Source organism: Caulobacter sp. 05L422 (genome assembly GCF_056397765.1).
On record NZ_JBFTOB010000008.1, the window covers coordinates 107,793 to 120,002 of the forward strand.

General features: G+C 67.6%; 6 protein-coding genes. 3 read left to right on the plus strand and 3 right to left on the minus strand.

The window, feature by feature from the left end; all coding sequences use genetic code 11:
- Positions 1-506: 506 nt before the first annotated feature.
- The 3 genes from AC1DMQ_RS09785 to AC1DMQ_RS09795 all read left to right on the plus strand — a co-directional run bounded on the left by AC1DMQ_RS09785 (position 507) and on the right by AC1DMQ_RS09795 (position 8,726).
- Entirely contained in the window at positions 507-6,590 is a 6,084-nt protein-coding gene (locus AC1DMQ_RS09785) for a LamG-like jellyroll fold domain-containing protein (RefSeq protein ID WP_477033363.1), read from the plus strand.
- Between the two features lie 67 nt (positions 6,591-6,657).
- Positions 6,658-8,064, plus strand: coding sequence for a M48 family metalloprotease (locus AC1DMQ_RS09790; protein ID WP_477033364.1), 1,407 nt, complete (start codon positions 6,658-6,660; stop codon positions 8,062-8,064).
- Positions 8,065-8,162: 98 nt separating this feature from the next.
- Positions 8,163-8,726 carry a hypothetical protein gene (locus AC1DMQ_RS09795; protein ID WP_477033365.1) on the plus strand — a complete coding sequence of 188 codons (564 nt, stop codon included), beginning with the start codon at positions 8,163-8,165 and terminating at the stop codon, positions 8,724-8,726.
- Between the two features lie 92 nt (positions 8,727-8,818).
- On the opposite strand, the gene AC1DMQ_RS09800 is transcribed toward AC1DMQ_RS09795, so the two are convergent.
- From AC1DMQ_RS09800 to AC1DMQ_RS09810, 3 genes are all read right to left on the minus strand, one after another.
- Positions 8,819-10,024: a DUF3089 domain-containing protein gene (locus AC1DMQ_RS09800; protein ID WP_477033366.1), complete on the minus strand. Its 1,206-nt coding sequence runs from the start codon at positions 10,022-10,024 to the stop codon at positions 8,819-8,821.
- Positions 10,025-10,097: 73 nt separating this feature from the next.
- Positions 10,098-11,270, minus strand: a complete 1,173-nt coding sequence (locus tag AC1DMQ_RS09805; protein WP_477033367.1) for an acetyl-CoA C-acyltransferase — start codon at positions 11,268-11,270, stop codon at positions 10,098-10,100.
- A complete protein-coding gene (locus tag AC1DMQ_RS09810) occupies positions 11,270-12,163 on the minus strand; it encodes an SDR family NAD(P)-dependent oxidoreductase (protein ID WP_477033368.1) in 894 nt (297 codons plus the stop codon). Before AC1DMQ_RS09810 ends, AC1DMQ_RS09805 begins: the two co-directional genes overlap by 1 nt.
- Positions 12,164-12,210: the final 47 nt, after the last annotated feature.

Below are 12,210 nucleotides of genomic sequence, written 5' to 3' on the forward strand. Positions count from 1 at the left end.
CCATAGCGATACTCGGCCACCGAGAAACGAGCCCGCGCCAATCGTGCGATTGTGAGAGGCTCCTGTCGTCGCCGGCTGCTTTCACACGCGGCCGATTTCCCGAGCTCGGCGCTGACGAGCCGGCAAGGGCTTAGCGCCTTTCGCAGAGCTCTTTCGCTCGCGGACCTATTTCCCGCCCCGCCCCACCAGCGCGGCATCGTGATTGTTCGCCAAAAGCACGTGGACGTGCATATTTTCACATTGCACGTTTCTGGTGTGTGAGAAGTTCATGTCGATAGAGACTGCAATGACAACGTCATCCTAGATAAATACGAAGGGGCGTCACCATGCCTTTTGCAGCTACTGACGCCAAATTCTCGCAATTCGTGGTCCATAATGGCGTGCTGATTTGCTTCAGCTACGTGAAAACCGCCATCAACACCACGGATAATAGGATCGCTTACTCAATACTTCGAGTCGACGAGCCTGGACATAACACCGATGACCTCTGGAGCGACTTCGAACTGGTGAACTTTCCGACCGCGATCCGTCCGGTCGGCATGCAGCTGATCGCGCTGAAAGCGGGCGACACGAATTTCGCCAAGGCCGACACGCCGTTCCAGGTCATCACCGACACCCAGTACATTTACCTGTTCAGACAATCGACGTCGAACACCTTGCTGGTCGATCGTTTCGTCTTGGACGAAGTGTTGATGAAGCTCGATTTCGCCTGGGAGGTCCGCTACCGGCGCAGCCAGAAGATCGACCTGCCCGCCGACCGCAAGGACACCTTCGGCACCACCAACATGAACGGCGAGCGGTTCGTCGAACCGACCACCGAGCTGACGATGATCGGCAACCTGCAGGCGGGCGGCTTCGGCGTGCAGGTGCTGCCGACCGACGTCGCCGGGGTCGAGCGCTGGCTGATCCTGGCCTGGAACAGCGTGACCAAGGCGATCGACAACTGGTCGCTGCTGCGCTCGGAGAACGGCCTGTTCGACCTGACGGACTCGATCGATCCGAAGACCAAGCAGGTCACGGCCAGCGCCAGCTACACCCCACCGTCCGGCCTGACCTTCGCCAGCGGCCCCGCCATGCTGACCTATCAGCGGCAGGAGTGGCTGGAGGACGACAAGGGCGTGCACCGGCTCTACGGCCGCAGCACCCGGGTGATGGTCGCCACCCCCACCCTGCCGGACAACAAGACCGCCATCCTCGACTTCGCGGTGGGCAAGAACGGCCGCATCGCCGGAGTCACCGGCGTGCTGCCGATCGCCTCGGCCCCGACCCCGACCACGGCCCTCAGCTTCAACGGCGCCCACCAGACGCAGGTGACGGTCGGAGCCTTGACTGGCGCCTCGGCCACGACGGCCACGTTCGAGTGCTGGGTGCGCGCCAGCCAGGGCGGAACCGGCGTCGTGCCGATCTTCCAGAGCGCCTCCAGCCCGATGACCGTCCTGCTGGCCACCCAGAACGGCGCGCCGGTGTTCTCGGCCGGCGGCGCCAGCGTCGGTGGCCCGCAGCTCGAGGTCGGCCAATGGACCCACCTGGCCGGCGTGCGCGACGCCTCGGGCGTCACGCTCTACGTCAACGGCCAGCCTTACACCGCGAGCGTCACCCTGACCGCGCCCACGGCGCCGACCGCCGGCTACCGGTTCGGCGGGGCCGGCGGCTTCGCCGGCGATCTGCAAGAGGCCCGACTGTGGAACACGGCCCGCACGCGCGCCGACATCCTGGCGCACATGACCGGCGTGATCGCCAGCAACGACCCGTCGTGGAGCAGCCTGATCGGATACTGGCGGATGATCGAGCCGGGCGAGTCCGCTCGCCTGACCACCATGGCCAACAGCGCAGGCACCGGCACGACCGGCGACGGCGTCCTGTCGGGCGCCTATTGGACGCCCAGCACCGCCCCCACAGCGCCGTCGATGACGCCGGTGGCCTGGGACGCCGACAATCTTGACGTCTCCACCTGCCTGCTCGACTTCGCGCTCAGCAGCATCAGCCCCAGCCTGATCGCGGCCAGCGACGGCAGCCTGCGCCTCTACCAGCAACAGGCCGGCGGCAAGAACCTGACCGCGGCCCACTTCAGCACCCTGCAGGCGCGCGCCCGCTATTCCGTGCCCTGGACCTCGACCGCCGCCCAGACCGCCGAAAACCAAACGGGCCTGCTGCACTTCCTGGCCCGCACGCCCGGCACGGGGATGGTCAACCCGGCCGTCAGCCCCGTCTATGTGCAGATCACGCCCAATCCGATCGTCTCGGGCAAGACCCCGACCGGCACCGTCACGTTCACCAGCAACACCGGCATCGTCGAGGTCTGGCCGCAGGTCCCGCTGGAGATCGCCACCTGCGCCCAGGTGATCAACGGCGAAGCGCTGCAGACCAGCACCGACCCGGTCGCCATCGGCATCGGCGCGCTGATGTACGACTACACCGCCGTCACCCTGACCCAGGGCCCGGTGCAGAAGGGCGTCGCCCCGGCTCCGGGCTTGGGCTCCAACATCTTCAGCGTCCTGCCCGACGCCCTGCCCACCAACGGCTATCCCGGGATCGTGTCCGGCACTTCGGGCGGCGCCGCGCCGCTGCCGATCCTGACCCGGGCCGGGGTCGACGCCTGGTGGACCCCGGCCACCCCGCCCTCGGCCCTGACGGTCGCCGACCAGGGCTCGGTCGGTATCCTCGACGCCACCCAGATGCAGACCTATCTGGGTCCGCTGCAGATGACGCGCGACCTGACGATGGAGGCTTGGCTGTCGCCGAGCGCCCTCACGCCCAACACCCAGTCGACGGTCCTGATCTTCAACAACACCACCCACAAGTGCAATTACCTGCTGGCGCTGGATCCGGACGGCAAGCTGTTCGCCGGCAACGACCTGAAGATGGTGCGCGCCACCGGCTCCGCCCTGGCGTTGAACACCTGGACCCACGTGGCCGCCAGCTACGTGACCGACTTCGGCGTCATGCTGAGCGGCACCAAGTACATGGACGCCGGCGCCGACACGACCCTCGACACCCCCGAGGCCCTGACCATCGAAGGCTGGGTCAAGCTCGACAGCACGGGCGCCCGGCAGACGATCGCCGCCAAGGCCGACGACACCGGCCAGACCTGGGCGCTGTATGTCGACGCCTCGGGCAAGCCGACCTTCGACGTAACCTGCGTTCCCGACACCGGCGGCGCGGTCAGCAGCGTATCGGGCGGCTCGCTGCCGGTCGGCAGCTGGAAGCACGTGGCCGGCGTCTACGACGTGGCCTACAAGCGCCAGACCGTGGTGCAGTTCAACGCCGCCTCGGGCAGCAACATCGTCATCCCGGCCCTGACGCATCCGGTCAGCCAGTCGGCGACGATTGAGGCCTGGGTCCAGATCACCGACCAGGCGGTCGCGACCGCCACCCAGATCCTGTTCGCCAGCACCAACGGCTCCGATCCGGTTCCGCTGTCGCTTTATCTGAACAGCAACGTCCCCTCGTTCGACGCCAACACCGGAACCGTCGCGGGGATCACCGCCCTGCGGGTCGGCGACTGGACCCACCTGGCCGGCGTTTTCGACGCCACGAGCGGAAACCTGTCCCTCTACGTCAACGGCCAGCTGGCCAATTCGGCCACGGGCGGAGGCACGCCGTCAGGCCCGCCGATCACCAGCGGCGCGGCCTACCGCATGGGCGCCCCGGCCGGTCAGAGCGCGTTCGGCGGCCTGATGAACGAGGTCCGGCTCTGGAACCGCGCCCTGACCACCGACGACGTGCGTCAGAACATGATGACCCAGCTGAACGGCGGCGAGCGCGGCTTGGTCGGCTACTGGCCGCTGAGCGACCGCTACGGCACGACCGTGATGGACCTGGCCGGCAATAGCACCGGCCAGATCAACAACGCCGGCTTCGTGCAGTCCGACAAGGGCTTCTTCAACCACCGCCTGCTCGTCGATGGGGTCGAGGTCGCTTACGCCCAGGTCACCGCCGCCCCGGCCCTCGCGGAGACCCCGCTCAGCCTGGGGGCCAACAACAAGGCCGACTTCCTGCAGGCCACGATCGACGACGTGCGCCTGTGGAAGGTGGGCCGGCTGGACTGGCAGATCGACGAGTATCGCCAGCTGCCCGTACCGCGCGATTCCGAGGGGCTGATCAGCGAATGGGAGTTTTCGACCGGCTCGGGCCGGGTCGGCTTCGACTCCAAGAGCGACAACAACGCCATCTTCCTGGACGCCCGCAGCAAGATGACCGACGCGGTCGCCGACCTGCTGTGGACCCCGACCACCTTCCGAGCCGGCTGGCGGTTGTTCATCAACGGCCAGGAGACCGCCAGTCAAGCGTTCGCTCCGCCCGTCCCGTTCGTCGCCGGCCAGTGCCAGATCGGCGCGACCCAGATCAATGTCGGGGTCGGGGCCTTCTACACCGGCTCGATCGCCGAGGCGCGCCTATGGAGCCAGGCGCGGACCGCCGAGCAGATCCGCGACACGATGTATGAGCCTCTGACCGGCTCCGAGGATCGACTCACCGGCTATTGGCCGATGAACGACGGCTCGGGCCAGGTGATCGCCGACCGCACGGGCGGCGGCGGCGACGGGCTCTGGCTCGGCCTAGACGACGCGGTTTGGATCAACTCCGCCGCCCCGATCGGCATCGAGGCGCCCCAGGTGCTCAGCATCCCCGGCGGCGTGTCGCGGACCGCCTACCAGGCGACCACGGACTACACCCCGGCCGCCGCCGATTATTCGGACGTCGAGCTCGACGCGGAAGGCGTCGATGTCGCGGTGATGAAGCGCGCCTACGCCTGGGTCTCCAGCGGGACGCTCAATGCCGTGACCGGCTACAAGGTCGGCGACCTGGTGATGCAGTACGTGGGTCAGGTTCAGACCAAGCCCACCCTGATCGGCTACATCGAAGGCGCGCCCCCGCTGCCCAGCGAGAACCTGACGGTCGACAGCCCGATCTCGCCCTACAAGTACCTGGCGGCCAGCACGATCACCCTGACCGAGTCCGACAACACCACCGTGTCGTACTCAGCCGAGCGCGACCTTGGCCAGAACTTCGTCATGGATTTCAAGGCCGGACTGGGGATCGAGTGGGACTTCCGCGCCGGTGTCATGGTCCAGACGCTGCTCGTCCGCGGCGCCATCAAGGCCGGTGTCCACGGCACCGATGACAAGGCGCTGTCGACCCTGACCCAGGCCAACCTCTCGACCTCGACCAACGCGGTGATGGCCAAGACCATCGAGGTGTTCGGCGCCTGGCAAACCAACACCTACGATTTCGACACGCTGGTCACCCGCATCTACATCCCCAACAACATGGGCTACGCCCTGGTCAAGTCGGGGACGGCCGACAACTACGCCCTGCGACTGAAAACCACCGGCGCGGTGGTCAACTACTCGCTGCGGCCCAATCCGGACATCCCGGAAGACACCAACATCATCATGTTCAAGATCAACCCGCTCTATGTGAAGAACGGGACCCTGGACGGCTACGTCGGTTTCCAGACGGACAAGGACTACTCGTTCCTGACCGGCGGCGAGCGGGGCAGCTATTTCAAGCCGATCGAGGCCTACGCCCTCAAGCAGCAGATCGAGCGCGCGCAGCACCAGGCCCTGGCCGCCTACGACCAGTTCGACGCCACGAGCCTGGGCCGGCGCTTCCAGGAACATCTGCTCAACTTCTCCTCGCCCATTCCCTCGGGTGGGTACGACATCGGCGACTCGTCCACCGATCTGACCGCGGCCTTGCTGCAGGTGAAGAAGGGCGCGCCGACCGACTCCAACGCCTGGAAGGAACGCCTGGCCCGGCGAGACATGGTCAACACCTATGTCTGGAACTCGGACGGCGGCCTTTATAGCGAGGAAGAACAGTTCTCGGCCGTGCATGAAGAGAGTCTGGGCGGCTCGTACCAGATGACCAGCTTGCTGGGCGGCTACGCCGAGGTCAATGTGAGCACGGGTCCCCAGGTCAGCCTGGACGCGCTGAGCGGCTCGATCGTCCGCACCAAGGCGATGAAGCAGAAGACCGAGGGCCAGTCCTTCGGCCTGTCGGTGACCATGCCGGGCGAAGGCTTCCTCAACAAGCGCGCGCCCCAGGTCGCCATGGCCCCCGGCGAATATCCGGTGACCTACGCGGACGCCTCCTGCCCCGGCAAGGTCAACCAGTATCGCTTCATGACCTTCTACCTGGCGCCCAAGAAGTCGAACTTCGAGACCTTCTGGAGCAAGGTGGTCGATCCCAACTGGCTGAACCGCCAGGGCGCCTATGTCGGCACCGACGATCCGGACGCCTTCGCCCTGCGCCAGGCCAAGGCCAATCCCAACGCCGTCTGGCGGGTGCTGCACCGCGTCACCTATGTCAACCGGGTGCCCGGCCTGTCGGGCGACGCCGAGACCCTGCCGCCGAACGTGCGGCGCCCCGACGACCAGAGCATCAGCCAGAACATCTGGCTGATCGACAGCCTGCCCGTGCCCGTCGAGGACCCGACGCCCCTGGGGACGATCTACCAGGAACTGCAGCCCTTCCTGACCGGCCTGGAAGCCAATCCGCTTTGGGGAAGCCTGCTGACCGCTCAGCAAGTCACGGTCGCCTCGGACATCATGGAATACATGCGCGGCGTCTACCAAGTTCCGCGATGAATACTGTCGCCCGCATGGATATCGGCCCCGACATCCCGCCGCGGCCGCTTTAGAAAAGGGTGGTCAAATGACCTTGGAACTTTGTCCAAACAACTACTGCGGCAACAACAAGAACCTAATCGATGGCGATTGCCATGACCTGGACTACCAGGCCGGCAATAAGATCGTCATCCAGAAGGACGGCATGCCGCGCTGCTACTGCGTCTGTTCGTGCCTGGCGGTGGACACGCCGATCGGCGCGCCCGGCGGTCCGATCAAGGTGCAGGACATCGTCGCCGACCAGACCAAGATCTACGCGGCCGGTCGGGATATGAAATTCACCGAGTACCTCGTCACCCAGGCCTCGAAATMGGCGCCGGGGGTGACGGAGCACACCATCTACCTGCACTACGCGCTGAGCGACAAAACCGAGCAGGAGCTGGTGGTCAGCCGCGACCACGTGTTCATCCTGAGCACGGGCGAACTGGTGCGGGCCGACATGCTGCAGCTCACCGACCAGTTGGTCGACGCGCAAGCCAATCCCGTCCAGCTGCTGGAGATTCTGTGGGGAAGCTATGACGGCATCTTCTACGAATTCGCCACCAAGATGGAGCCGCCGGACGCCAACCTGACCGGTCACCTGGTGCTGACCAACGGCGTGGTCTCGGGCGACTTCGCGGTCCAGGCCTTCGTCAACATGACGGTTCCGGCCCACTCGCCTTCCGCCGCGCGAACCACCGCCCTGAACGTGGCCCCGCCGCGTCCGATCGTCGGCTGCGCCGAATGGCGTGCGCTGCACGCCCCGGTGCCTTCGGCCGAGCCCAAGCAGGTCAATTCGGGCGAGTTCATCCACGCGCCGACCAAGAAGGTCGAGGTTCCGGCCCACGCCAGCTCGTTCCTGCCGCCGCTGCAGGCCGCGTTCCTGGAGCTGTTCGCGCCCAAGCGTGACTACAATGACCCCTATTACGAGCAGATGGGCCAGTACCTGGAGACCTTCTTCTCGACCTGGTACCCGGAGGTGAATTACCAGCTCGACTGGTACAGCGACGAGGTCAACGCGCACTCCTGGGTGGCGGCCGACGGCACCAAGAACGTGCTGCTGGTCGGCGGCCTGCTGCGGATCGTCGGCTTCGACTTCGAGGGCGTGGCCCTGGCCATCGCCCACGAGCTTGGCCACCTCTACGGCGAGCCGGACGGCTCCAACCACGGCGTCACCTGCGAGGGCGAAGCTGACTACTGGGGCGCCAAGATCGTGCTGCGCAAGGTGTGGTTCGGCGAGTACTACCTCGACAACACCACCAAGGCGATCGAGCAGATCAAGACCCTGTTCGGCTACCTGTTGTTCGGCAAGACGACCGATCGCCCGCCGGCCACGGAAAACGACCGGCGCGGCAACGCCTACCCGTCGACCTCGTGCCGGCTCGACACCTACAAGGCCGCCCTGGCGCTGGATCCCAAGCCGGCTTGCGCCGACTGCGTGACTATCAAAGCCTAGACCGTCCTGGCCGAAGGGCGCCCCGGGGGACTTCCCCGGGGCGCTCGACGCGTGACGCAACCCCGGCCGCACGGCCGCCACACCCGAGGATCGCCGTCATGACGACCGCCGAAATGACTCTGGAAGCGCCTTTCGAAACGCCGTCCGAATCCCGCGGCGAGGCCGATCCCGAAACCCTGCGCCGCGACTACGCCCAACTGCTGGGCGTCGAGGAACCCATCTCCGAGGCCGCCCTATGGGCCATCGCCGAGGACCCCAGCTATGCGCGCCGTCTGTTCGCCTGCCGTTCGGCGCCGCAGATGATGACCCTGATGCTGCAGAACCCGCCGGCGCCGGCCCGCGTTCAGTCCGCGGTGGAGCTGATCGCCACGGCCTCCACCGCCCTGGCCCGCTGGGCTGGAGCCGCTTTCTCCGTTCTCGCCGAGGACGAGATCGAGCGGCGCCTGGACGCCTGCCTGGCCTGCCCCAATCTCTCGGCGCCCCGCTCGATGCTGCAGAAGTTGGCCGGCCTGGCCGCGGCGGACGGCCGGGTCTGCGGCCTGTGCGGCTGCAACGTCGCGCGCAAGGCGCGGATGAGCACCGAGCGCTGCCCCGGCGCGGCGCCTGACGACGCTTCGGTCAATCGCTGGGGTCAGCCCCTGTCCGCCGCGGCGCTCGCCTAGGCCCGGTCACGCCCAGGTCGATCGCCGCGCCGGCCGAGGCCGTCACGGCGATCTTGATGATGGACTGGCCAGTCGCTGGTCGTCGCATGGGGTCAGTCCTTGGCCGGATGGGTCAGATAGGCCTCGCCCTGTTTGCGGACGACGCGGATCAGCGTGCCGATCGAGTGGTCGACGTCCAGCAGGTGCAGCCCCCAAGAGACGTCCACGCCCGTGCGGCGGATGATCTGGCCGCCCAGTTCGTCGGTGCGCGGATCGCTCGGGACCGCGTTCACGTGCAGGGCCAGGTAGTCGAAGTCGCCGTTCTCGACGCATTCGGTGGAGATCAGGCCGGGCGTCTTGACGAAGAAGGTCCCGATCGGACGCATGGGCCGCACCCACTCCGGCGGGATGTCGCCGCCCGAGCCGTTCAGGAAGCCCTTGGTGATGAAGTAGGACTCCGGCTCGCCCTTGCCGCCGGACAGGTTGGCCGGGTTGACGCAGGCGGCGCGCAGGCCGTCGCGGGCCTTGCCGAAGCGCGACGTCGCCGGCGGCGGCACGCGGTCTCGGAAAGTGACGTAGCTGATCACGCAGCCGACCTGGGCCGCGGCGCGGCACAGCGGGACCGACTTGAACGTGCCGCCGACGTCCTTGCCTGGGGGGACCATGACCAGTCCGCCCATCAGCAGGGCAGAGACCAACTTCTGCTGGGCGGGCTTTCCGTCGATTTCCTCGGCGATCAGCTTGGTCAGCATGACCGTGCCCTGGCTGTGGCCGATCAGGACGACGCCGCGCCCCTTGTTCTCGTGGGCGAGGTACCAGTTCCAGGCGTCGACCACGTCCGAATAGCCGCCGAAGCCGGGAGGCGGCTGATCGCCCACCGGCTTTGGCCCGCCGCCGGGATAGCGCAGGCGGCGAAGCGTGCCTTGGCGGTACATCGGCGCGAACTGGCGGCAGACCGAACCGAACCGGGCGAACTGCACCTTGACGTCGTCCCACTCGGCCGCGTCGGGCGAGAAGTCCGAGATCCAGCCGGCGTCGTGGGAGACGGTGGGATAAACGAAGAAGCAGTCGATCTTCGGATCCTTGGCCGCGACATAGCGCTCGAGCGTCATCCTGCCGCTGGGCGCGATCACCGTGGCGTCGAGATCGACCTTGCAGCGGTTGTCCTGGAGATCGGGACGGCACAGCCACAGCGCGGGGTCGGCGTAGTCGGGATGCTGGACGGTCGGGTCCGGCGCCTGGGCCAGCGCGACGCCGTGGGCGGCGACCAGAGCCGTCAGACCCAACAGCCCCCGGACCACATTGGACAGAGCCTTCATCGGTAGCGTCTCCCCCGAACGAGCGTCGTGTCGCGCTCTTGAAAAAGGAAGGGGCGCCGAAGCGCCCCTTTGATCACAGCACTTCGAACAATCCCGCCGCGCCCATGCCGCCGCCGACGCACATGGTGACGACCACGTGCCGCGCGCCGCGACGCTTGCCCTCCAGCAGGGCGTGGCCGACCATGCGGGCGCCCGACATGCCGTAGGGGTGGCCCATGGCGATGGCGCCGCCGTTGACGTTCAGCCGCTCGTCCGGGATGCCCAGACGGTCGCGGCAATAGAGCACCTGGCAGGCGAAGGCCTCGTTCAGCTCCCACAGGCCGATCTCGTCGATCGACAGGTCGAAGCGCTCCAGCAGGCGCGGGATGGCGAAGACCGGGCCGATGCCCATCTCGTCGGGCCGGGTTCCGGCGACCGACATGCCGACATAGCGGCCCAGCGGCTCCAGGCCGCGCTTGGCGGCGAGGCCAGCCTCCATCACCACGCAGGCCGAGGCGCCGTCGGAAAGCTGGCTGGCGTTGCCGGCCGTGACCACGCCGTCCGCCCGCACGACCTTCAGGGCGGCCAGGCCCTCCAGGGTGGTCTCGGGCCGCACGCCTTCGTCGCGATCCAGGGTCACCTCGCGGAACGAGACGGCCTGGGTCGCCTTGTCGACGACCTTCATGGTCGCCGTCACCGGGATGATCTCGGCGTCGAGGCGGCCCGTGGCCTGGGCGGCGGCGGCGCGATACTGCGAGGCCAGGGCGTAGAGATCGCAGGCCTCCCGGGAGATCCCGTAGCGGGCGGCGAGCACCTCGGCGGTGTCCAGCATCGGCATGTAGGCGTCGGGCTGCAGGGCCACGAGGCCCGGGTCCGGATCGACCCGCATCTGCGGCGTCTGGACCATCGAGATCGACTCGACGCCGCCGGCCACGATGACGTCCATCCGGTCGACGATCACCTGCTTGGCGGCCGTGGCGATGGTCATCAGGCCCGAAGAGCACTGGCGGTCCATGGTCATGCCCGGCACGGTGACCGGAAAGCCCGCGCGCAGGGCCGCCATGCGGCCGATGGTGTGCTGCACGCCCTGGGGCAGCGAGCAGCCCAGGATGCAGTCCTCGATCTCCTCGGGCGCCACGCCGGCCCGCTCGACGGCGGCGGTCAGGGCGTGGGCCGCCAGGGTCGGCGACGGGGTGTCGTTGAAGGCCCCGCGATAGGCGCGGCCGATCGGGGTGCGCGCCGTGGAGACGATGACGGCGTCGCGCATCACGAGCGCGCCCCCACCGCCTTGACCATCAGCCCGGCGCTGGCGACTTCGCGTTCGGCCTGGGTGAAGCCGTAGGCCGGGACGATCTCGCCGGCGCGGTCGGAGAGCGCGTCCCACTGGCGGATGACCTGCTCGCCGGCGTCGTCGGCGGCGCCGATGTAGCGGCCGTCGGTCAGGGTCACGTAGGCCGTCGCGAAGTGGCCGGCCCCGGCGCACAGGATAGCGCGGGTCGGGGCGTCGTCATGGACCAGGGCCAGCAGGCCGGGACTGACGAAGGCCGGGTTCAGGCGTTGCAGGCTCTCCTCGGACAGCACGCCCTCGGTCATGCCGGTCGCCGCCGTCGGGGCCAGGCAGTTGACCCGCACGTTGTACTTCTCGCCCTCGATGGCCAGGGTCTGCATCAGACCGACCAGGGCCATCTTGGCCGCGCCGTAGTTAGCCTGGCCGAAATTGCCGTAGAGGCCCGAGGACGAGGTCGTCATCACGATGCGGCCGTAGCCCTGCTCGCGCATCGTCTCCCAGACGGCCTTGGCGCAGACCGCCGCGCCCATCAGGTGGACGTCGACCACCAGGCGGAAGTCGTCCAGGCTCATCTTGGCGAAGCTCTTGTCGCGCAGGATGCCGGCGTTGCTGATCAGGATGTCGATCCGACCCCAGTGGTCCTTGGCCCGCGCGACCATCGCGCCGACCGCGGCTTCGTCGGTCACCGAGGCGGCGGCGGCAATCGCCTCGCCCCCGGCGGCGACGATCTCGGCGGCCACGCGATCGGCGGCCTCCTGGGTCAGGTCGTTGACCACCACCTTGGCGCCCTGGCCGGCCAGGTACAGCGCATGGGCGCGGCCCAGCCCTCCGCCAGCCCCGGTGACGATCGCGACGCGTCCTTGCAGCAACATCGAATTTCTCCTGACCCCGACTTGGCGAACTCGCGTTCGCATTCATT

Excerpts from the sequence above, each read along its gene's own strand:
- AC1DMQ_RS09800 (WP_477033366.1), bottom strand. The coding sequence starts at position 10,024 with ATGAAGGCTCTGTCCAATGTGGTCCGGGGGCTGTTGGGTCTGACGGCT.
- AC1DMQ_RS09805 (WP_477033367.1), bottom strand. The coding sequence starts at position 11,270 with ATGCGCGACGCCGTCATCGTCTCCACGGCGCGCACCCCGATCGGCCGC.
- AC1DMQ_RS09795 (WP_477033365.1), top strand. The coding sequence starts at position 8,163 with ATGACGACCGCCGAAATGACTCTGGAAGCGCCTTTCGAAACGCCGTCC.
- AC1DMQ_RS09810 (WP_477033368.1), bottom strand. The coding sequence starts at position 12,163 with ATGTTGCTGCAAGGACGCGTCGCGATCGTCACCGGGGCTGGCGGAGGG.